The following is a 22,200-nucleotide window of genomic DNA, read 5'->3' on the forward strand; positions in this document are numbered from 1 at the left end:
GGACGTATACCAAAAATAGCTCTTTAAGCTGGTTCGTTTTCTAGGTCACCCCGACAGCTCCAGTCTGTTACTTGTCCCTTCAATATAGAACGTTTTACTAACGGGAATCTAAAGGTTCGTTTTTTGGCCGTACAAAAAATGAACACTACAACGGAAATAAGACTCCTATCTGATAATTAGACCTCTTATTCCAATCCAGCTGTTACTTTTTTGTCACTAAAAAACAACTACCTGACGATAAAAACTACGAGCTAAATGTTAGAACCATTTTCCAGTCAAAGCGCCTATTTTTTTGTCGCTAAAAAAATGGACACCACAAATGATGATGAATCCCAGTTATTCTTTTCGAATTTGTGGGGTAAAGTTTGACGGTCCGTCTTTTGTCGTTTTTTCTTTATCGAAAAATGAAAGATCCCTATAAAATGAGGGGAGAGGCCATTTATTAATTCTTAAGCGGTAACAACGAAATCTCATCAAAATCCATATCCAACTCATCCAATACCGGCTCTGCTACCTCGGATATTTCTTCAGGGTTTAGGGCATCAAGACCCTCAATTTCAATGAAAAGAGTATTCTGATGTCCCGCTACGTAATAACGGGCTTCTCCGGCATTGAAACATTTTCTCAACGTGTCGACCAGGAGTTCCAGGTCCTGTTCGTATGCCTCGTAATCAGATTCGTCGAATTCAGCCATAATAATGTTGCGTATTGGATAATTGCTACTCATCTTTCGCCCAAACATACGGCGTGAACAGTCAAATACGCAATTTAATTATGAACCAGTCGATTCAGCGCCTTTCACAAATTGGCTCCAAATCAAACAGAAAAATTATAGGATTGATGTCCGGTACTTCGCTCGACGGTCTGGACATTGCACTTTGTGAGGTGAAAGGGGCAGGTGGGGAGACAGAGCTCGACTTGTTGGAATTTAAAACGTGCACTTATTCGGAGAGCATTGTCAAGAGATTGGGTCCCATCGTATCGAGGGAAACAGTCTCTCTGCAGGAAGTGTGCCTGGCCAACAGCTGGCTGGCCAACCTGCATGCCGACTTGGTGCTGGAAACACTGGGCGATTGGCAGATTGAGCCCGAAGCAATTGATGCGATAGCAAGCCACGGGCAGACCATTTATCACGCCCCCTTTGTAAAGCACAAGCAGAAAGGGATGCCCAATGCCACTCTCCAGGTTGGCGACGGGGATCATATCGCCCGGAAGACCGGCATCTTGACGCTGAGTGATTTTCGCCAGAAACATACCGCTGCCGGGGGAGAAGGGGCCCCGCTGGCCTCTATAGTTGACAGGCAGCTGTATTCCCACCCCACAGAAAACCGGTTTCTGCTGAATATCGGGGGCATTGCTAATTTTTCTTTTCTTCCCGCCGAGCAGTCGGAAGCGGAGTATGTGACCACCGACAGCGGCCCGGGAAATACGATGATAAATGCAATCGTGCAGAAGCATTTTAATAAGGATTATGACCGGGACGGAGAGATTGCCGAGGCGGGAAAGGTAAAGACGGAGCTGCTGGCTGAGATGAAGCGCGACTCCTATTTCAAGAAGCCGTTCCCTAAAACGACAGGCCCAGAGCTTTTTAACCTGGACTGGATTGAGAAGAAGAAAAAAGCAGCGAGTGTGGTAGATATTGACCCCCAAGACCTGGTAGCCACGGTAACCTGGCTCTCTGCAGAGAGCATTGCCGATGCCATTCGATCTGTGGCGAACAAGCTGGAAGAGGAACTACCGCCGGTGGTCTACCTCAGCGGGGGAGGGATGCACAACGACACCATGATGAAGTGGCTGCGAAACCTGCTGGAGAATATGCAGGTGGAAAGCTTTGAGGTGATCGGCTACAACCCCGATGCAAAGGAGGCCGCAAGTTTTGCAGTGTTGGCCAACGAGATGCTGGCTGGTGACGGTTTTTTGATCAATCCAAAACGCGGGGTGTCGCGGCGCGTGAATTTCGGGAAGATCTCTTTCCCGGTGTAAGGAAGAAGTTGCAAGTTGAAGGTCACAAGTTAAAAGTTATTGAGGATGAAGGTTGCTGGTAACCAACCTTCAACTTTCAACCTATAACCTGCAACCGTTCATTTAACAGTCGAAATAATCAGATAACTGCTGGTATTCTTTGATAAGCTTATCCCGTACCGGCTGTCCCTTCTCAAAGATCGCTTGCTGTTTTTTAACGTATTCCAGGCGCCCTTCTTCTGTCTCTATCTTTATCGGTTCGAGGCCGCGCTCTCTCAGGTCATAGGGACTGGCTTTCATGTCGATAAATCGCGCTTCCATGGCCAGCTCAAACGCTTCCCTAATAAGATCACTCCCGATCCAGGGGTACATTTTAAACGCCCACTTATAGAGATCCATGTTGGTATGTATGCACCCCGGCTGCTCCATCTCCTGGAAGTTGTCGCGGGCCGGTTCATGTTTGTTCATCGGTTGGGCCTCATCTGTGAAAAAGCGGAAAGCATCAAAATGGGTGCAAACCAAGGGGCGCGATTCCACGAACTCGGCCAGCTCTTCTTCCGACATACGCAGGGGCACCTGGTCGTGCCGGATACGATCTGCCTTGTAGACCATCGCCCACTCATGCATGCCAAAGCAGCCAAAGGAAGGTTTGTTGCCAGCGGAGTTCTGGAGTACGGTCAATATCCATTGCACCGCGCTTTTCCGATTCTCGGGGAACAGGTCGGGATTGAGAAATGCCCCATCCCGGGTAACTTCAAGCTCGCTGATTTCAAGCTGTTCAAAATCTTCGCCTACCAGTAATCGTCCAAACCCCGGTGACCAGCGTTTCAGGTGGGAGGGGCGGAATGTGTAATATTCAAACAGGAAGTCGATCACCGGGTCTTTTTCCTGTTGCTGCCGCCGTACCAGGTAATCATCAATCAGTTCAGAGATTCGCTCCTCGTGTTGTTCGGCCTGTGATCTCCAGTCGGCCGGTGATATTTTTTTCCGGATAAATGTAGGGTCGATATGGATTGCTGTTTTTGACATGGCATCAAAGATATCACATTTCGGGGGGATATTTAAAGCGTAACTTTTGTCCTTATCAAGGAAGATTTCTCCCCCTCGGTCGAAATGACGATTACAGGAATGGGCTCTGCTTTCAATAATAGCCCTCCAACCCGTATCAAATTCCATTGCTGAATCTGTCATCTCGACCGGAGCTTGCGCAGGAAGAGATCTTTCACCGAAAGGGCGAAGATTGTAGGAGCACGGCTAACTCCTCAGTATTCCGGCTAAAATTAAACAGTAGGTTCTTGTAATAGTTAACCCTACAGCCCGAGATGAACTTAAACTACGTCCTTCACAGTCATTCCCGCTCTTTATTGATGATTCAGAAGGTTGATTTTAGAGCAGTAAGAATATTCAAATAATAGTGAGGAAGAGACATGTTAAACAAAGCAAGTATTATGTTGACGCTGCTTTTACTATTAGGTACAACCCTAGGTTTTGCCCAACAGAAAGAGCATCAACAGATGCAACAGCAGATGAATCAGATGCAGAATATGCAACAGATGATGCAGCACATGAATCAGATGATGGAGCGTACCCAGACGTTGTCTCAAGAGATGAATCGTCGTATGGAGCAGACGCAAAACGAGCAGATGCGTAACCAGTACCAGATGATGAACCGAATGGGCGAACAGCTGCACCTTATGCTGGGCAATATGAAAAATGCAGCCGAGCGGTGTAATCTCATGCAACAAGACAAAGTTATGATGCAGAACAAGGAGATGAAGCAGGATATGGACCGTCTGCGTCAACACCTGCAGGACATGACCAGCCAGATGGATGAAGCTGTAAACTCAATGGAGAGAATGACAAAGCGACTACAAGAGCAAGCAGCTAAAGGCACGGCGCAAAACTGATCATCCAAGAGTGTATGAAAAGATGAGAAAGAAACTATTCATCCTTGAGGTGTTACTTGCGATGATTCTGGGAGCCGGCACGGCAATAGGTCAACAGATCTCGTATTCAGGATCGATGCAGTATGCCACCGGCTCCTATTTTTTTGAAGAAACCACAGGAAGTTTTTTACTTTCCAATGGGTTGAGTTGGTCAGGTGAGAGAGGAGGAATTGCATTTTCCATCCCCTTCATTTTGCAAAATTCCCCGTGGATATCCTATGGAGGAGCCGGTTTCATACCCACCGGGGGACCGCAGCATCAGGCTTTGAGAGATTCAACGGGGAACAGGCCAGGCCGGGGCGGAAAAGGCATGCAAGGGAATATGAAAAGCAAGGCCGATGGTGTAGATGCTGTTACCCAAACCCAGGGGAAGGGCGGGAATGCAGTTCCGATTCCGGATACAAGTTCATACACCGAGTCCAGTTTCGGTGATCCGAGTATTTACGCAAACCTAAAACTTTATAATTCCAGCTCGGGGATGACTTCTGTACAACTGAATTCGGGTCTCAAGATCCCGTTTGCCAATCCCAGTAGTGGATTTGGCACCGGTGAGTGGGATTTCGGCGTCGGCGTTTCGGGTCTACAACGGGTCAGTAACTACTTCCTGTTTATAGACCTGATGAAGTGGTGGTTTGGGAACATGCCCGACCTGGAGCTCAAAAATCCATTCACCTACAGCCTGGGGTTGAGCAGATCTTTTGGCAGCGGCTGGATGGTCAATACAACCTTCAGCGGCTACACCGAAATCATTGAGGATTACGATCCCCCGATGACCCTCGGGTTTGGTGTCGGTTATTTTGTCTCCGACCGGGTATCACTTAATAGTTCATGTTCTGTGGGATTGAGTGAGTCCTCCGCCGATCAGGCATTTGGATTGGGATGGAGCATTAAAATCTGAAAATCTTGAATCCTTAACTAAAAAGAATAAAACGGAGAGTATTATGAAAAGATATATAACCTCACTTATCGTATTGGTGCTGGCAGGAATGATGGCTAGTACCCCGCTTTGGGCACAGCGCGGAATGGGGAAGATGCAGAACTACATGAGACCCTTTGGTCCCGGTACAGTCGAGACTGTCAGTGGGGAGGTTACTGATGTAGTGTATGTTAAAAAAAGCACCAATATGGCGGGCGTTCATATTATGGTAAAAACCGATAAAGAAACTATCCCGGTTCACCTGGGACCAGTTTGGTATATCGAAAAACAGCAGCCGTTTGAAAAGGGAGATCGCGTAACGGTTACAGGCTCTCGCGTAACATTTAATAAGGTCCCGGCGCTTGTTGCTTCCATTGTTGTACGAGGTGAAATGACACTGCAGCTCAGGGACAAGAATGGTTACCCGGCCTGGCGAGGATGGCGAAAAAGCCGCACGATGAACAATTAATCTCAGGCAACCGAAATCTAAATTATATTTTTAAGGAGGAGACGCTATGAATGCTGCACACTATCACTTACTGCTCAACCATATGCCCATCTGGGCCACCATATTTGCTATGGCCATTCTGCTGTGGGGGATATACAGCAAAAATAACGCAATTAAAAAGTTGGCTATGGTTGGTTTTATCCTTGCCGGTGTTTCCGTATTGGCCGTGGTGCAATCAGGTGAGGAGGCTGAGGACATTGTTGAGGAAATTGCTGTCATATCGCATGATGACATTGAAGCGCACGAGGATTCGGCAGATATATCAAAATGGTTGACCATCATGTTGGGAATCGGTGGCGTAGCGGGATTGGTGATGCTGAATATTGGCGCCAGGGGTACCCGGGGCCTGTTCTGGTCACTGTTGTTGTTGGGGTTGATTACGCTTGCTTCGTTATCGTATACAGGGTACCTGGGCGGTCAAATTCGACATGCCGAAGAAATTAACGCTTCATCAACAGGAGAAGCCACGGACGGCCCGGATGCTTTACTGCAACTGGAAGAGTAATGACTGTTTCCATGTAGTGGAAGCTCCTTCAAAAAAGTTTGGGAATACCTGTAACTCTGCCAGTGTAATTATTGATATCTATAACAAACGAAATCCACAAATGAGGTCCATAAGGTAACCGGAAAGGAGGCCATTATGGATAAGCAACAAAAAGAACTTCACTGGTTTGAAAAACTTCCAGCTGAAAAACGCAAATCTAAGCATTCAAAAGTTCGTGGAAGCAGTAAAGAACGAAAGCCTAAAAAACAGACGTCAATGAGTAAGAAAAAAGATGTAAGCCTGGAAAAGTATACTGAAGAAGCAGATCGCTGGATTGATGAAGTCGCAGTATATCTCAAAACCGCAGATCGCCGCGACTGGGCCTGGAGTGCCCTTCGGGGAGTGCTGCATGCCATCCGGGATCGCATTACTCCGGAGGAAGTTTTTCAGCTTTCGGCACAGCTGCCCATGCTGCTCCGCGGGCTCTTTTTGGAAGGATACAACTTGAATAACAAACCGGAAAAGTTTCACCTTACCGACCTTATAGATCGTATTGAGATTTCTATGGGACCGGGCGTGACCTTAAAACCGGAATCGGCGTTTAAGGCCGTTCTTCTGGTTTTGCAAGATCACGTGAGCGAAGGCGAAATAAACGATATCTATGCTACGTTGCCTAAAGACATTCGTCAATTGTGGGACAAAAGCCTGGAAAAATACACTGTTTAAAAAAATAAGAGGACTATCATGGCACCAACACCCAAAAAAGAAAAAGAGACTACCAGTGTCGTCAAGCAAAACAGCAGGAAATCGAAACGTGAAGAGTATATAGACAAGCTGACCAAACAACTTAAAAAGTGGGACAAAGAGCTGGAAGAACTGGAGGAGAAGAGTGAGAAACAGATAGAAAAGATAAAGAGCAAATTCTCTGAAAATATCGATCTGCTCAAAATCAAGAGAAACCAGCTGAGAGATAAACTGCACCGGCTGGAGGAGGCAAGTGAAGAGGCGTTCAAAGAGGCCAGGAAAGACGCAGAGAACCTCTGGAAAGATCTGCGAAGAGGTTTCAGCGCGATCAGGAAAGAGTTGAAAAAGTGACCCGTGTAAGCGGGTAAGATTTACATAAACGGCTCGGGGTGAATCTCTGGGCCGTTTAGTGCTTTAATCCCGGCAGGGTTTATTGTTGTTGTTTAAATATCGCTAGCTAGTTGGAGAGAAATTAATGAAAAAAAATCTATGTCGTTTCTGGCTTTTGAGACGGCTTCTATGGGCAATCATTCTATCTGTGGCCATCACGCAGGTCAGTGTTGCCCAGTATTTTAATTTTGGTAAAAACCGGGTGCAGTATAACAACTTCGATTGGAAATATATTCAATCCGATCACTTTGATGTACACTATTACGGGTCATTGAACTACGAGCTGGCTGATTTTACCGTCCGCACCCTGGAATCTTCGCTAAAGCAGCTCAATGAGGATTTTGATCACGAAATATCAAACCGTATCAGGGTAATAATCTATGATTCTCATAACGATTTTTCTCAGACCAATGTGGTAGCACTACCCACGGAATCAGAAGGAATCGGCGGGGTAACGGACCTCTTTAAAAACCGTATTACCATGCCTTTCAGTGGCAATTACGCGGAGTTCCGTAGCACCCTGCAACACGAGTTGATGCATGCCGTCTTCAATGATATGTTCTACGGTGGCAGCATTCAATCCATCATCAGCAACAATGTGCAGCTGATCTTCCCGAACTGGTTTGATGAGGGGCTGGCAGAATATGTATCCAATGGGTGGGATACAAATACCGATATGTGGATCCGGGATGCCATAATCCACGATTACCTGCCTGACTTAACCAACCTGGGCGGCTACTTCGCCTACCGGGGTGGACAATCGCTGTGGAACTTTATTGTCGAGGAATATGGCCGAAATAAAATTGGTGAAATTCTCCAGATTATTAAAACCCGCCGGAATATCGCGGTTGCGTTTGAGCAGGCATTGGGACTTAATGTGGAACAGTTGTCGGATCGCTGGAAAGATTTTTATCGCAAGCGATACCTTCCGGAAGTAGCAGAACGCGAAAATATCCGGAACTTTGCCACACACATAACAGACTGGACAAAGAACAGTACCTACAACACCAGCCCGGCCATCGCTCCACAGGGCGATAAAATTGCCATGATTACCAACGACCGCGGTTATTTTGACGTGGTGGTAGTCAGTGCCATAACGGGCCAAAAGCTGAAGACCTTAATCAAGGGGACCGACAACATCAATTTTGAGGAGCTGAATATCCTGAATCCCAACCTAGACTGGTCGCCCGATGGCAGCAAGCTTACGCTTTCAGCTAAATCAAAAGGTTCGGATGACCTGGCGATTGTGGACTATGAAACGGGGAAAATACAGAAGATTAAATTCCCAAGCCTCGATGCGATCGGTTCGGTGGCATGGTCGCCAGATGGAAAGAAAATAGCATTTGACGGCAATATCGGTTCCAGCCAGGATATCTTTGTCTATGACCTGGAAACCCAGGAATTCATGAATATTACAAATGACGTGATATCTGACTTTGAGCCGGTGTGGAGTGCGGATTCCAGGGCAATCTATTTTGCTTCGCAACGGGGTGACAAAGTGGATCTTAACAGTGTCAAGGGAAACTACCGGCTGCTGCTTAATGATGATCTTTATTCCACTGATATCTACAGGGTGGAGCTGGGCACGTCGCGGGCAGTGCGGCTGACCAAAACGCCACAGTGGTCGGAACGCCAACCGGCAACCACCAGGGATGGCCGCCTGATATTTATATCAGATCAAAACGGGATCCCCAATATCTACCAGCTGGATCTTAATACACGGACCACCGCTCCGTTAACAAACTTGCAGTCGGGCGTCATGCAGATCTCTATCAGCGCCGATGGCAGCCGGCTTGCAGTAAACGCCATTGATGAAGGGTCGCTCGATATTTTCCTGATTACCTCGCCATTCGAACGGCTGTCAGACAAAGAGCTGAAACCAAATGAATGGGCACTGCGCCGTCAAAAAGAATCTGAAATCCAACGGGTGCCGGCCACACTCTATGTACGACAGATGTTTGCCCGGGCCTCTGTAAAACCGGAGCCAGAACCTGAGCCGGTCGCCCAAACGCCAGACACAGATCCTGGGTTGCTGGCTGCAGAAAATGGAAAGTCGGTTCAGCAAGCGATGGAAGCTGAACCCGATACAACCGGGGACTCGGGTGATTCCATCGATTTTCGAAATTATGTTTTCGCCTCTGAGGTTGTGGAAGACTCCGTTTTTGCCAATGAATACCTGGATGCACAGCGATTTGCTCCCACAAACAGTATTACCGAGGACGGTCGCTATCAACCCAAATCGTACCGGCTGAGATTCACTACCGACTACACCTATGCGGGGGGAAGCTTTTCCACCTATTACGGAACCTATGGGCTTGTCCAGGTTGTATTCAGCGACTTGCTGGGCGATCACCAGATCATATTTGGAAGCAACCTGGTATTCGATCTTCGCAACAGCGACTATTTTCTTGCCTATGGTTACTTGAAGAAGAGGACTGACTTTCAGATAAGTTATTTCCACTCTTCCGCCAACTACCAGACTTTTAGTGGACAGTTGTATCGATTCCGGTCCTCGGGCGGGGCTATTTCGGCACAATACCCGATCGATAAGTTCAGGAGGCTGGACTTCAGCCTGTCGGCCCTCAACATTGCCCAGGATTACTCCATTGCAGGATTCAGTTTCTCTGACAACCAGGAATCTACGTTTATCTATCCTCAAACAACCTATACGGTAGATAAAACACTACCCGGTTTTATTACTCCAAGGGGCGGTCACCGGTATGCGCTGAGTCTATCCGGGAGTCCACCCGTGATAGGCGAAAACCTGGAGTTTGTTTCGTTGATGGGAGACTATCGCAAGTATGTTAACCTCGGGTATGGCTATACATTTGCTGCGCGCGGTTCCGGTGCGGCTTCTATAGGGCGAGACTCCCAAACCTATTTTATGGGTGGTATGCTGGGATGGATCAACCAGCGGTGGTCCGGCAATTCTATTCCACTTGACAAACTTGCCGAAACCTTCTTGACGCTACCGGCCCTTCCGCTGCGTGGACATGAATACAACGCCATTTACGGCGACAAGTTTTCACTGATAAATGCAGAGTTCAGGTTCCCGCTGTTTGCAGCGATATTACCAGGCCCGATCCCGTTTTTACCTCTTTATAATATGACAGGCGTTGCTTTTGTAGATGCGGGCATGGCCTGGGGCAAAGATGTACCGATTGAATTCTTTGGTCCCACCGGCAATACCCGGAGTGCCATTCTTAACGATGCAGATCTTGACTTCAAGGTGAGCAGAGAAGTAGAGTACTATTTGACATCCTCCGGTGAAATAGGGACAGGTACGCCGCCGGCGGGGTCGACCACGTTTAATGCCCTGGAGGGTGATGTGCTCATTGGTGCGGGGTTTGGCCTGCGAACGATCCTGCTGGGCTTGCCTTTCCGATGGGATGTAGGCTGGCCCTATTACCGGGATGGATTTGCCAATAAACCGATCCACTATTTCTCAATCGGTATCGATTTTTAATAGTTATTTGCTCCGGGTGACTGGTTTTGTCACCCGATGGATTAGTTTTAGCCCTGATATTATCATCGCGAGGAGCGGTGTTTTGTACCGCGACGCGGCGATCTCCACGTCGGGGTCTCAGTTTGCCGCCCTTCCGAGGAGCCCAGCCAAGGCGCGCAGGGTTCGTTAAGACAGGCTGTGTTGGGGCACGGTGCACCGTGCCCGTACATGCTGCGGTTGACCTTTGTTCACTCCATACACTTTAGCCCCGAGCTGCGACGGCGTTGTTCCCGTGTGGGGGATTGCCGCGCCCGGCAAAAAACGCAGGGCTCGCAATGACAGCTTCTGGGTTGTATGCCTTTGTTTAATGTCATCGCGAGGAGCGGTGGTTTCCCGCGACGCGGCGATCTCCTATTGAAATAAATTTTTTTGTAAGGATTTCCTTTCTCAGCGGTCTACTAGGTAGCAGAACCTATTAAACACAACCGTAACAAAACCAGAGAGGAATCATTCCTATCAAATATGCACTGCATCCCAACCCGCTGACAGAGAATGATGATTACCGCGCTATCGTCAAAGGGCAGGAAAGTCGCACCACGGAGGATATTGTCGAGGAGATCGCCCAGGGCGGTCACAGCATTACCAAGGAAGATATCCTGGCCGTCGTTGAGGGATACGAGAAAATCATCGCCAAATTTGTTGCCGATGGGGACAGCATTAATACTTCGATTATGCAGGTTTCGACCTCCATTTCGGGTGTCTTTGAGAGCACCAACGATTATTTTGATTCCGAACGCCACAAGATGAACCTTAATATTAGCCCGGGGTCAAGATTACAGGAGGTCGCCGATAATATTTCCAGCCGAAAGGTGACCCGCAGACAACGACGACCACGCATAGTACACGTCAAAGACTATGAATCGGGTACAACAAACAGGAAGCTGACACCAGGTGGGGTCGTTGAGATCTATGGCTCCCTCTTAAAACATGACCCCGGGGATGAGGAGCAGGGGGTATTCCTGATTCCAAAAGGCGGAAATGAAATGAAGGCCGGCCCGTTCATGCAAAACAAGCCGAGCAGGCTCATGGTGGCATTGCCGGACGAGCTGCCCGCCGGAGAGTATGAGCTGGAAGTGCGTGCCATCATACGCTATAACTCGAGCATTCGCTATGGTCGCATTGGTCCTTTAAAGGTCTCCTGATCGGAATATACTGCTCCGCCTCCCCACCCTTATAACTCCAACGTGTATGATATTGGTATATCATGGTGTGCGATATTACCATATCATGCGGTACGATATTGTAATATCATGCAGTCCGATATACTAATATCACGGAGCACGATATACTAATATCACACGGGCTGATATTGCAATATCAGGTTCACGGAGTAGTCTGTGCAGAGAGGCTATAGTTAACGGTACCGAAGGAAGGAGCAGTAAGGGGAGTATGTAGGCATGGGAAAGTAGAAGGGGATTCACTTTCCGTTGTTTCATGGGGGAGCGTTTGCGCCCTTCCCAGGAGACCCGCACTGCCGACGGGGCTCGTTAAGACAGACTTTGTTTATATGTCATTACCTGTGACAATTGCTTACCCCCCCGGCGTGTTGGGGCACGGTGCACCGTGCCCGTACATGCTGCGGTTAACCTTTGTTCACTCCATACCTCTCGTCCCGGGCTGCGATGGTGTTGTTCCTGTATGGGGGATTGCCGCCCCCCCCCCTGCAAAAAACGAAGGGATCACAATGACAATAGAAAGGGCAAATGACTTTTAATATGTCATCGCGAGGAGCGGATGTTGCGACGCGGCGATCTCCACGTTGGCGCCTCGTTTGCCCCCTTCCCAGGAGATGACCGCGTACCGCCAAGGCCTGCAAGATTCGTAAAGTGTTGCATTACCTGGCTATTGCTTGCCATCCCCCGGGGGTTGAGGCACGGTACACCGTGCCCATACATGCTAGAGGGTGGGTAGCAAAACACCACCTAAGCCCCTTCCCCTTATCGTCATTTCGAACGTAGCTTGCGCAGAGAGAAATCTTTCCAGAGAAGGGCACAGTTTTGAATTGGACCACGAGATGGGATATGATCTGAGTACTCTTTTAGGAAGCCGTGGAAAAGGCATTTCGTTTGGGACAAGTATTATCAGTGATGAGACAGAATATTGAGATCCGCCTGCAGGTAGAGCTTGCCATTTTCTATGACGAGGTCGCTCTCGACAACCTCAAAAATCTCCTTCTTGTGAAGTGGCAGGCCGGATGAGATTGAAGCCAGTAGATCGGGATACTCGGTAAGATGGCCGCCTTCATCTTCCCACCGCTGCAGATCCTGCAGATCTCTGGCTGAAAGGGTGGGCGTCTCCAGTTCTATTTTTATATGCTTGTATTTTCTTTTCATGTCTACTCACTATTTAGACGAACCTTACCCAAAAATAGCTGGTTTTTTAAAATTTGAGGTAGGATAAAGTCAGACTCCATATGTAGGGAAAAGGAGAAGTATATTGTCGCCCGTTGATTACGCAGATATCGCAGATCGATAAATACCTATTGGATTCTTATTTAACGTCAGTTCGAGATAGGATCACAAAAATTGTAGCTGTCATCGCGAGGAGGCGTCTTTGATAGTAGCCGACTCCATCTTGAGCTCGACGTGGCGATCTCCCTGCCCGGTTTTTGTTTAACCTATTAGGAGATTGCCTCCGACCACTGTCGGGATCCCGATGGTCGCCGAATCCCTCGCAATGACAGTTTTTATCTCGAACTCAGACTATTTACTACAAGGGAATAATAGAGAGGAAAGCATTTCCAGCCTTCCCCTCTTTATTGGAGTCGATTGGAGGTCATGAGGCTTGGCTAACCTCAACTTTTTGATTCAAAGCATTTCCTTTAAACGCGTAGAGCAGGGAGACAGCGATAATCAATACCTGGAATTCCATGCCTCGTCCCCCGTTATTTCCCATATTGATGGAGTTCCAGCCGTACTGGGCGTGCACAAGCACAATAGCCCCGATCATTACTGCAGTAAATAATAGTCCTGCGATTCGGGTGGCCCATTCCGGCCCCACTCCACCCCAAAGCATCAACAGGGAGCTGCCTACTTCTACGATACCCAGCAATAGCACCATAATGAACGGCATGCCCATCATGGCAGCGACATCCCCGGTCATGGTTATCTTGGGAAGACCGTGATAAATGAAGATGGAAGCCAGGGAAAGCCTGGGAAGCCAGTGCGCGATACCGGATAATTTATTTAGTTGATCCATAATCACTCTCCATTTGTTACTCAGTGTGTACCTATTGGATGAATTTAAACGGCGATATCTTACCTCCCCAAGCCATAAAAAAATCTGGTCCTGAGAAGCCAGGGTGGGCGGGTCTACTTGTAATAACGGGGAATGACCTACGGAAGGAGTAGGGGTGCACCTTCAAAGCCAATCTCTGTTGCTGGTTATTTTTAAGCAATCGATGTAATATTCACTATCAAAATGGAGGGAACTATGTCACTGGCAAAGGTTATTGAAGTGCTGGCTGAAGGGAACAGTGTGGAAGAGGCGTTGGAGAATGCCGTAACACAAGCCGCGAAAACCGTCCACTCAATCAAAAACGTATATCTGCAGGAGACCCAGGGCATTGTGGAAGACAACAAGGTGGTGCGCTACCGCGTGAATGCAAAGGTCACCTTTGTGCTCGATGAGTAGTGGGTAGCGGGAAAGTAACAATTGAAACCGAGGGGCCTTATCGGGAAAGATTTCTCCCTCTCGGTCGAAATGACGATGGGGTGAAGGGGGCTTGATTGTAGATTGCAGTCCATTCTCTATTTTACAAAGCCCTTATCCCAGAACTGTCATCTCGACCGCAGCCTGCGAAGGGAGAGATCTTCCTCGGAAAAGGGCAAGGCCTGGAGACGCCACCGCCCCGCATTGAAATACGTCTATACACTTTCGTGTGTGTAAACACACGCAGAGTTTCTAGCCTGGTATTTTCAATGCCAGGCGATAGGAGATGAACAACAAACTCATTATTGGGTTGCTGCACCATGCAAAATGTTGGGAGGAAGTTGCACTCCCAACATTCTGTTAGCAAAAAGTAGTAGCATCGGTACGAGATTATTTAATCTAACTCCCCGGGAAGAACTAGCAGCGGCACCTTTGAATAATAACTCAGCTCCTTGGTGTGATTCTTCTGTAGGAGGGCTTCTATCCTGTTCTTTTTATAGCGGACCAGCACCAGCATGCCCACCGGGTGTTCGGTCAGGTAGTCGGCAACACCAGAGAGAAATTGCTTTTGTATCACCAGGTCAAACTGGATGGGATGGTTGTTTACTTTTTCCTGCACCAGATCCCGGAAGCCCCGGAACTTAATATCCGTTTGTAGGTCGCGTGCTGCAGAGACATGAAGTACATTCAGGTCGGAATTGAACATCCTGGCCCATCCGATGGTGTGCTTGAGTGCCTGCCAGTCCCCGGCGCGGTAATCGGTGGCAAAAGTGATCGGGTCGAAGGTGAGCGTATGGCAGTTCTCCGGGACAGCCAGCACCGGCACCTGCGAACCCAGGATGACATGAGCTGCGATGCTTCCAAACAGAATACGGTCCATCTGGGTTTTGCCTTTCGTTCCCATCACCACCAGGTCGATGTCGGTCTCTTTGCTGGCATCCAGTATCTCTGTCACTACCGTGCCGTTGTGCAGCATTGTTTCGATTTGGAGCTCAGTATGTTGGTCATCGCTGCCAATGCGTTCTGCCACATCTGCCAACATGTTTTTGGCTTTTTGAGAATGTGTTTTCGGTAAGCTATCTGCATCATGTGTGACGTATGAGGGCGTCTCAATGACGTGCAGCAGCGTGATTTTAGCCCCGGTTCGCTTGGCCACCTCCAGGACAAACGGCAGCGCATTTTCGGCGTTTTCAGAAAAGTCTGTGGGAAAAAGAATATGTTTGATATCCATAGCAGCCCCCGATATTTGTAATTGTTGAGCGGATAAATGTTGTGCCATACTTCTACCTCTGCCAATTGACCCGGATGAGATGTTTTGCAGCATAGTTGTATTCCAGGCTTCCCTGGTAGGAGTTAAAAATTGCATCCCCAATTCGGCGTGCAATATGCAGGCCGGTGGTGGTGATGAGCGTTTTACCATCCCGTTTGGTAATCTTGATGATCCGTTCCAGCGGATGCTGATTCTCTTCCTGTTCCCCTGTGTTTTTGACCAGGTTAATAATCTCATCATAATGTTCACGGAAGAAATCACCGCCCAACTCAATAAAACCGGCCGGGTAGTTGTCTGTGATACGCTGACATGCCGGGCACAAGGTTTGGTTTACGTTATTGTCAGGCACTCTTTGCCAACACCATCGACCGTTGGCAAAGAGTGCCCCACATTCACTGCAAACGGTGGGTTCTTGTAGTTTTTGATTGCTGCGGTAGGGATCTTTGGGTTTCTCTTTGAATATTTGATGACGCTCTTGCTTGAATACTCTGCTTTTTTTCATAGTACTTTTACTTGCCTTTTGGGATGTCAAATTGAAGTGGTTTCTCTGAATCAATACCCGACATATGTTTTTTGAACCAGGTGGTGGCGTCTTTGCCGGCCTGTTCCAGTTTACCGGGTTCAGGCAGCGAATGAGAACCGCCGGGAATAACGACCAACTGTTTTTTACACTTTAGTTGTTGGAAGGCTTTCTGATTGAGGGTAAGTCCCTGGAAATCGAGCTCTCCGACAATAAGCAGGGTGGGCGATTCCATTGCTGACAACGCGCCAAGGGCCAGGTCCGTACGGGCTCCCTGGGTGACGACTGCCTTGATAGCCTTTCCCAGCTCTCCCGCAGAACGCAATGCCACAGCTCCCCCGATGTTTAAGCCCATATACCCGATTTCAAGATTTCGGTATTCCGAGTGGCTGTGTATCCACAGAGTAAATGCCAGCAGGCGCTCGGTGATAGAGTCGATATCCTGTCGCCTGAATCCCTCAACTTCGCGGGTGGTCATCAAATTGAATAACAAAGTGCCAAATCCAGCTTCGTTTAGGTAGCGGGCCAACTGGTTGGCCTGGGGATCGTATCGGCATACAGCTCCTGAAAAAATGATAATGCTCCCCGCATTTACCGGTAATACTAAATCTCCCTCGACAAACCAGCCATCAACTGGCAGTTTTACTTTTTTCTCATACATGGTTACTCATCTGTTTATTTTGCATTGACCTGTTATAAATTGGCCATTTCCCGGCTTTTTCACTGTAGGTGTAGCTCCCTTGCTCGTGTCGGGAAAAAGATGGCAAAGCAGAGGATTGGGAATTAAAAATTAAGAATTATGAATTGGGAATGGTGAGTGATGCGTGACAAGTAATGCGTAATGAGTAACCATACCACGGCGCGATCAAACATCTTGGATCATAGGTAACGCAAAGCGCTGCTTTGCGCGAATGGGTTCCAAGTAGCGCTTCAAATTACGTTTAGCAGTGATGAGCCCCACGAGACATATCACCGCATCATATCATATTCCAGGTGATGAACATAGTGGCAGTGGAGAAGGTACACTCGTTTCAAACTCGTTGTTCCACCAGCAGTTGTTGTCGCCACTTCCATCCCAAAACAGATCGCTCTCAATTCCGGTCAACAGGGCGGGGAGCGGCGGCGGATTGGTTCCGTTATTAAGTACCCTATTCAGTTTTATTTCTGCATTATCGGCGTCCGGGTCAATATCTTCAAAAGCTTCGGGAGGCAGGCCGGCAAGAGCTCCAAACAGCAGTGTGCTGCCGAGGCCAAGCCCGATTAGGTCGTTATCCCTCACAGTGTTCTGGATCACCCGGGCCCTGTCGACGCCGATAACCATCAGTCCGATACCCTTGGGAATGAAGGAGGCCAGTTCTCCGGGCTCAGCAAAATTGTCACGGTTGTTGTTGACGACCTCATTGTGGGCAATCAGCACATTGTCAGATTCAAGCACGGTAATGAATTGACTTGGCGGAAGTAATACTGCCAGTATTCCGATCGTATTATCGGCACTGTAATTATGGGCGGTCACAATATTGGAGCTGTTTTCAACTTCAAACCCCAGCACGTTTGCGTAGGACCTGTTGTTCAGGATCCACACATTTTCAGATTGGCCGATATAAATACCCGCGTCGGTATGTCCCTCTGCACTTGACCTGAATACGACGCCATTATTGGATCGTACCGGGAAAATGCCGTATTCACCATTGTTGATGGTCGTGACGTGAGCAATAAAATAGTTGTGCGTGCGGACCGTAAATACGCCATTTTCCAGGAAGTCACGCACCGTAATATTGTACATGGCGAAGCCGTCTACACTTTCAGCACCACCTGCCGGTCTTACCAAGACTCCATCCTCTTCATCCCCGGGATTTTGAATAACAACCTCTTCACCACTTAACCCACCTAATCCAATCAATGCAAGTCCCGACTTGTTGATTTCTACTGCTTCAGAATAGATGCCCGGTTTTATCAATATCAAAGCCCCGGGGTTGGCTTCATCAACAGCCGACTGGATCGATTCTCCGGGATAAACTACAATGACCTGCCGTTTTTCTTTTGAGGTTTGGGAACCCACGGAGTTGATCGCCTGGAAATCCTGGATTTTTGCTTCAGCTTTGGCTATCTCTGAGGCTATTTTCTTGTTTATCGAAGACTCAATAGCCGCTGGGTCCTCTATCGATAGCTCTTTTTCGGTATTTAACGCCGGGTTCTCAGTACAACCCAGAAAAGTTATAACAAGAATTAATATGCAGGATACAGATACCAGGTTTCGTCCATACTGGCAATAGAATGGCTTCATAACATCACCTCTCAAATTTATAGTATTGTTTGTTCTCCAAAGCATCACCGGCACTTTGGGGGGACATTATGATTTGCCACTTTTCCGGGTGACCAATGTAGTATTCAATTCAATAGTAATGGACTGGAGTGATTACTTTTATAATCGAGGATAGCGCCCTGTGTAAGTGGTTGTTTTTTTTAATGCCCTACAATAAATTTATGCAAAAGAGCACTTCGCGTAACTCCCTAACTTTTCCACTTTACCCTTGCCGGGTGGGAGGATTTTAAAAGCATTCATATTTTCAGGCACCGGGCTGTAGATCAAGTTACCTTTTCAGTTTCTCTTATCTCATTACCTACGAGCACCAACAGGGGTACTTCACTGTAGAAGCCAAGCTCTTTGGTAAAACTGCGTGACACAAGTGATTCCCAGAAGGTTTTCTTGTAGCGAACCATCACCAGCAGATCGGCCGGATGGTCATCCAGGTAGTCGGCAATACCGGTGAAGAAATCATCTTCAAAAGCGAGATCAAATGTGAACTTGGCATCAGGGTGTTTTTCTTTGACAAGCTCCCGGAAGCCCCGGAATTTTATTTCCGTTTCCAGACTCTTTTTCCGGGCAATGTGAACCACACGAATTTTTGAGTTGAAGAGTTGCGTCAACTCTACGACTTCGGAGAGGATATCCAAGTCAGATTCATGAAAATCAGTGGTAAATACAATCTGCTTGAACTTGTTGAATGAGCTCCCTTCCGGGACTGCCAGCACCGGGATATTCGATTGCAGAATGGTCTCGGTGGTAAAGCTGCCAAATATCAAGTTCCGTGACTGGGTAGCCCCTTTGGTCCCCATCACAATGACTCCCTTTTTATCGGCTTTACCCTCCTCCACAATATTAACCACCGGGTGCCCCGAGAGCAGTTTTGTTTCCACCTTCAGATCTTTGAACCTTTTCTTTTTTTTCAGGTCAGCAACCAGTTTTTCAAAACGGGCGGTCACTTTTTCAACAATCTTTTCCTTCTTGTCTGCCACCATCGGCGCAAAATCGAACGGTTCCTCCACGCAGTACATAAGGGTGAGCGTAGCATTTGTTATAAGGGCTAATTCGGCCGCGTAGGGAAGTGCCTGGTTTGCGTTTTCTGAAAAATCGGTTGGTAAAAATACTGTTTTTATATCTGTCAGCATGGTCGAACCCCACGTATGTTATTCTCAATTGAAGTTTTCTTACGTATAAAATCTGCAGAATGATCGTCGAAGTTTGAGAGTGCAATACCCCCTTTTGTGTAAGAGAAAATATTGCAGGGCAGTCGCAGGCTAAACCGGCCGTCCCTTATCCTTCCCTGTAGCCTCTATTTTTTTTATTAGAGAACTCCACCTCGCGTCAGGATTAATCTGTCCTTCGGCAAGGTCACTGAGCCCGTAATCCGCCTGTTTTTCTTCACGTAAGCTTTTCAGCAGCATCTCTGCAATATTGTGCCGTTCCAGCGTTTTGGCGTACGCGATGGCGGTGCCATAGCCGGCAATTTCATAGTGGTTGATATGCTGTATAGCCGTGATGAGTGCGGCGTCACAAATTTCCGGGTTCTTGCAACGCATATGTAGTTTTTCCGCCTCTTTGATGAGTCCCCTGATCCCATCGCATTCCTCTCCCTCGGATGGTTCCTTGAGAGTACTGAAAATGCTGTCCAGCCTCAGGACCTGTCTTTTGGTCTCTACCTGGTGCCATTCAATGATCTCGCGCAGTTCAAAAGAAAATGCCTTTTTATCGAATACAGGCAATACCTTTAATTGCTGTCTCTCACCGTCATAAAGGTCGCGGAGTTGCTCCAGCATTAAATCATACAGGTCAAAAATTTCTTTGTCTTTTCCCATGACTTTTCCATTTAGTTAGAAAATACTGTTAGCTTACTGAAGCTCACTGTTAATCTGTTACGAGTTTACTCATGGTATCTATCGAATCGTAAAAGGCACGTTCTTCGCGCAGGTTCAGCTCGAGAAGTTCCGTTTCATCTGTCGATGCCCAGCGTGACCCCATTTCAATCAGCGTCTGGTAAACCATTATTTTGCACTGGTTGATACGCTTTATGGAACCCAGAATTGCCAGGTCCCTGATTCCTCCAGGCGTGCATCGTTTGACAAGTTCTTTTGCTTCTTCAATCATGGTTTTCATGCTGCGGCAGTGCTCCGTGCTCAACCCGTCGTCATACTGGTCAATAACTTCTTCCATCCGCAGCACTTGCAACCGGGTCTCTCCTGTGTGATTGTGGATAAGCTTTTTTAGTTTATCTTCAGAGGCAGAATGTTCAAAGAAATGCAATGCTACCACGGTATGCACTTCAGCACTGTAAATATCTTTCAGATATTCAAGGTAAAGATCTTTTGTCGATTCAACCTGTTTCATAATTTTTGACATTATAAGTATTTGTAGGTATGGTAAGAGTGGTTTCAGCAGTACAAAAGAGAGGAACCGGTAGTGTAAAAGTAGGGCTAAAGAGGAATATTTTGTGGGGGAAAATAGGACATCAATTTTTCTTCGCCCTGCGGATGTATCTAATTCCTTTTTTGAATATAATGAAATTGAGGGGCAAACAGACCTGAAAGCGAATGGACAAAAAAAATGACCCATTACAATCCATTTTAGAGGAGATTGATTTTCGGAGAATCCTCGATAGTGTACCGCGCCTTATCAAGCTCATCGATCTAGAAGGAAATATCATCTTTTGGAATGATGCCGGGGAGCGCATATTCGGATACGTCCCGGAGGAGATCAGGGGGCAGAAAGTGTGGTCTATCTATCCCGACCAAAGCGAAGAAAAGTTTAGAAGGGAATTGCAATTCCTGAAAGAAGGAAAGCAGATCGACGGTACCTTCCAGGGCAAGCGAAAGGATGGAAAAGTGATATGGGTCGATGTTAAACGAAGGATGTTAACCCTGGATAGTGGTCGAGAGATTATTTTGGGCACGGCTAATGACATTACGGATGCTATCAAAGTTAAAAAAGAACTGCTTCACCAGGAACGCCGTATGCAGGCGATTTTAGACACTGCGGTTGAGGGGATCATCACGATCAACAAGAAGGCGAAAATCAAAGGGTTCAACAAGGCGGCAGAAGAAATTTTTGGGTATTCCAGTGAGGAGGTGGTTGATAAAAATGTGAAAATGCTGATGCCCTCACCTTATTTCGAGGAACACGACCAATACATGAAGAACTACCTGGAGACCGGGGAAAGAAAAATTATCGGTATCGGTCGCGAAGTGCGTGGTAAACGCAAGAATGGCGATGTTTTTCCCATGGAGCTTTCCGTGAGTGAAGTTGATGTTAATGGGGAAAAAGTATTTACCGGCATAGTTAGGGATATCAGCGAACGGCGGCGCCTGGAAAATGAAATTCTTCAGATTAGCGAGGAGGAACGGCGTAAAATAGGGCGTGAACTGCATGACGGGCTCGGCCAGATGCTTACCGGCATAGGGCTTATTACTCAAAACCTGGCGAATAAGCTCAAGTCAAATGAACTGCCCGGGGGCGATGAGGTCCAGGAGATTGCCGAAATGATTCATGAAGCAGATGAGCAGGCACGCTCACTATCTCACGGGCTGGTACATATGGAGCTTGAAGAAGAGGGGTTGCAAGTGGCCCTGGAACAACTTTGCCGGAGGGCCAAACGACTTTTCAATATAAATTGTAGCAGAGAATTTGAAACTGACTTTGAAATTGATGACAAGGTGGCCACGCTACACCTGTATCGTATTGTGCAGGAGGCCATCAGTAATGCGGTGAAGCACGGTAAAGCCTCGGAGGTTACGGTGAAAATGAGTGTTTCGGGCGGGTACCTTGAGTTGAGCGTAATTGATGATGGCGTGGGGTTTTCAAATCCTGAAAACATGAACAAACTTAAAGGTATTGGGGTAAATACAATGAACTACCGTGCCCATATGCTGGGAGGATACCTGGATATGAAAGAGTCCTCGGATGGGCTGACTATGCTGAACTGTAAAATACCGCTACAGGAATTTGAACATTTTAAAATTAAATAGGTGA

The 22,200-nt window shown here is 47.5% G+C and carries 22 protein-coding genes and 1 pseudogene; 12 read left to right on the forward strand and 11 right to left on the reverse strand.

Features of this window, described 5'->3' with window-relative positions; all coding sequences use genetic code 11:
• Nucleotides 1-442: 442 nt before the first annotated feature.
• Entirely contained in the window at nucleotides 443-694 is a 252-nt protein-coding gene (locus tag NC796_RS19050) for a hypothetical protein (protein WP_310686745.1), read from the reverse strand.
• Between the two features lie 80 nt (nucleotides 695-774).
• Between NC796_RS19050 and NC796_RS19055 the strand changes: the two genes are divergently transcribed.
• Nucleotides 775-1,983, forward strand: a complete 1,209-nt coding sequence (locus tag NC796_RS19055) for an anhydro-N-acetylmuramic acid kinase (RefSeq protein ID WP_310686746.1) — start codon at nucleotides 775-777, stop codon at nucleotides 1,981-1,983.
• 102 nt (nucleotides 1,984-2,085) lie between these two features.
• Here NC796_RS19055 and NC796_RS19060 read toward each other — a convergent pair whose 3' ends face one another.
• The gene (locus tag NC796_RS19060; protein WP_310686748.1) at nucleotides 2,086-3,138 is read right to left on the reverse strand and encodes a 3-methyladenine DNA glycosylase; all 1,053 of its coding nucleotides are present in this window, start codon (nucleotides 3,136-3,138) and stop codon (nucleotides 2,086-2,088) included.
• Between the two features lie 251 nt (nucleotides 3,139-3,389).
• Between NC796_RS19060 and NC796_RS19065 the strand changes: the two genes are divergently transcribed.
• The 9 genes and pseudogenes from NC796_RS19065 to NC796_RS19105 all read left to right on the forward strand — a co-directional run bounded on the left by NC796_RS19065 (nucleotide 3,390) and on the right by NC796_RS19105 (nucleotide 11,597).
• Complete coding sequence (locus NC796_RS19065; RefSeq protein ID WP_310686750.1) at nucleotides 3,390-3,869, forward strand: hypothetical protein; 480 nt, start codon at nucleotides 3,390-3,392, stop codon at nucleotides 3,867-3,869.
• Nucleotides 3,870-3,891: 22 nt separating this feature from the next.
• Nucleotides 3,892-4,806: a transporter gene (locus NC796_RS19070; protein ID WP_310686751.1), complete on the forward strand. Its 915-nt coding sequence runs from the start codon at nucleotides 3,892-3,894 to the stop codon at nucleotides 4,804-4,806.
• A 43-nt stretch (nucleotides 4,807-4,849) separates the two neighbouring features.
• A complete protein-coding gene (locus tag NC796_RS19075; RefSeq protein WP_310686752.1) occupies nucleotides 4,850-5,293 on the forward strand; it encodes a hypothetical protein in 444 nt (147 codons plus the stop codon).
• A gap of 46 nt (nucleotides 5,294-5,339) precedes the next feature.
• Nucleotides 5,340-5,837 carry a hypothetical protein gene (locus NC796_RS19080; RefSeq protein WP_310686753.1) on the forward strand — a complete coding sequence of 166 codons (498 nt, stop codon included), beginning with the start codon at nucleotides 5,340-5,342 and terminating at the stop codon, nucleotides 5,835-5,837.
• Nucleotides 5,838-5,972: 135 nt separating this feature from the next.
• Nucleotides 5,973-6,542 (forward strand): DUF2267 domain-containing protein, encoded by a 570-nt coding sequence (locus NC796_RS19085; RefSeq protein ID WP_310686754.1) that lies wholly within the window; start codon nucleotides 5,973-5,975, stop codon nucleotides 6,540-6,542.
• An 18-nt stretch (nucleotides 6,543-6,560) separates the two neighbouring features.
• The gene (locus NC796_RS19090) at nucleotides 6,561-6,911 is read left to right on the forward strand and encodes a hypothetical protein (protein WP_310686755.1); all 351 of its coding nucleotides are present in this window, start codon (nucleotides 6,561-6,563) and stop codon (nucleotides 6,909-6,911) included.
• 124 nt (nucleotides 6,912-7,035) lie between these two features.
• Entirely contained in the window at nucleotides 7,036-10,416 is a 3,381-nt protein-coding gene (locus tag NC796_RS19095; RefSeq protein WP_310686757.1) for a peptidase MA family metallohydrolase, read from the forward strand.
• Between the two features lie 548 nt (nucleotides 10,417-10,964).
• Nucleotides 10,965-11,198: pseudogene (locus NC796_RS26865) on the forward strand (DNA-binding domain-containing protein); the annotation flags it as partial.
• Complete coding sequence (locus NC796_RS19105) at nucleotides 11,199-11,597, forward strand: DUF4469 domain-containing protein (protein WP_310686760.1); 399 nt, start codon at nucleotides 11,199-11,201, stop codon at nucleotides 11,595-11,597.
• 939 nt (nucleotides 11,598-12,536) lie between these two features.
• Here the strand turns inward: NC796_RS19105 and NC796_RS19110 are convergent.
• Both NC796_RS19110 and NC796_RS19115 read right to left on the reverse strand, forming a co-directional pair.
• Nucleotides 12,537-12,788, reverse strand: coding sequence for a hypothetical protein (locus NC796_RS19110; protein WP_310686761.1), 252 nt, complete (start codon nucleotides 12,786-12,788; stop codon nucleotides 12,537-12,539).
• A 442-nt stretch (nucleotides 12,789-13,230) separates the two neighbouring features.
• Nucleotides 13,231-13,653, reverse strand: a complete 423-nt coding sequence (locus NC796_RS19115) for a DoxX family protein (protein ID WP_310686762.1) — start codon at nucleotides 13,651-13,653, stop codon at nucleotides 13,231-13,233.
• A gap of 234 nt (nucleotides 13,654-13,887) precedes the next feature.
• On the opposite strand from NC796_RS19115, the gene NC796_RS19120 reads away from it, so the two are divergent.
• Nucleotides 13,888-14,088: a dodecin family protein gene (locus NC796_RS19120; RefSeq protein ID WP_310686764.1), complete on the forward strand. Its 201-nt coding sequence runs from the start codon at nucleotides 13,888-13,890 to the stop codon at nucleotides 14,086-14,088.
• A gap of 412 nt (nucleotides 14,089-14,500) precedes the next feature.
• On the opposite strand, the gene NC796_RS19125 is transcribed toward NC796_RS19120, so the two are convergent.
• The 7 genes from NC796_RS19125 to NC796_RS19155 form a co-directional block, all read right to left on the reverse strand.
• The gene (locus NC796_RS19125) at nucleotides 14,501-15,385 is read right to left on the reverse strand and encodes a universal stress protein (RefSeq protein WP_310686765.1); all 885 of its coding nucleotides are present in this window, start codon (nucleotides 15,383-15,385) and stop codon (nucleotides 14,501-14,503) included.
• 4 nt (nucleotides 15,386-15,389) lie between these two features.
• The gene (locus NC796_RS19130; protein WP_310686766.1) at nucleotides 15,390-15,878 is read right to left on the reverse strand and encodes a BCAM0308 family protein; all 489 of its coding nucleotides are present in this window, start codon (nucleotides 15,876-15,878) and stop codon (nucleotides 15,390-15,392) included.
• A gap of 7 nt (nucleotides 15,879-15,885) precedes the next feature.
• Nucleotides 15,886-16,557 carry a dienelactone hydrolase family protein gene (locus NC796_RS19135; RefSeq protein WP_310686767.1) on the reverse strand — a complete coding sequence of 224 codons (672 nt, stop codon included), beginning with the start codon at nucleotides 16,555-16,557 and terminating at the stop codon, nucleotides 15,886-15,888.
• Between the two features lie 321 nt (nucleotides 16,558-16,878).
• Nucleotides 16,879-18,180 (reverse strand): right-handed parallel beta-helix repeat-containing protein, encoded by a 1,302-nt coding sequence (locus NC796_RS19140; RefSeq protein ID WP_310686768.1) that lies wholly within the window; start codon nucleotides 18,178-18,180, stop codon nucleotides 16,879-16,881.
• A gap of 302 nt (nucleotides 18,181-18,482) precedes the next feature.
• Nucleotides 18,483-19,346: a universal stress protein gene (locus NC796_RS19145; protein ID WP_310686770.1), complete on the reverse strand. Its 864-nt coding sequence runs from the start codon at nucleotides 19,344-19,346 to the stop codon at nucleotides 18,483-18,485.
• Between the two features lie 129 nt (nucleotides 19,347-19,475).
• A complete protein-coding gene (locus NC796_RS19150) occupies nucleotides 19,476-20,033 on the reverse strand; it encodes a DUF892 family protein (protein ID WP_310686771.1) in 558 nt (185 codons plus the stop codon).
• Between the two features lie 49 nt (nucleotides 20,034-20,082).
• Nucleotides 20,083-20,562 carry a DUF892 family protein gene (locus tag NC796_RS19155; RefSeq protein WP_310686774.1) on the reverse strand — a complete coding sequence of 160 codons (480 nt, stop codon included), beginning with the start codon at nucleotides 20,560-20,562 and terminating at the stop codon, nucleotides 20,083-20,085.
• A 203-nt stretch (nucleotides 20,563-20,765) separates the two neighbouring features.
• Between NC796_RS19155 and NC796_RS19160 the strand changes: the two genes are divergently transcribed.
• Nucleotides 20,766-22,196 (forward strand): PAS domain S-box protein, encoded by a 1,431-nt coding sequence (locus NC796_RS19160; protein WP_310686775.1) that lies wholly within the window; start codon nucleotides 20,766-20,768, stop codon nucleotides 22,194-22,196.
• Nucleotides 22,197-22,200 lie beyond the last annotated feature (4 nt).

The organism is Aliifodinibius sp. S!AR15-10 (genome assembly GCF_031569985.1).
GTDB lineage: Bacteria > Bacteroidota > Rhodothermia > Balneolales > Balneolaceae > JAMQKA01.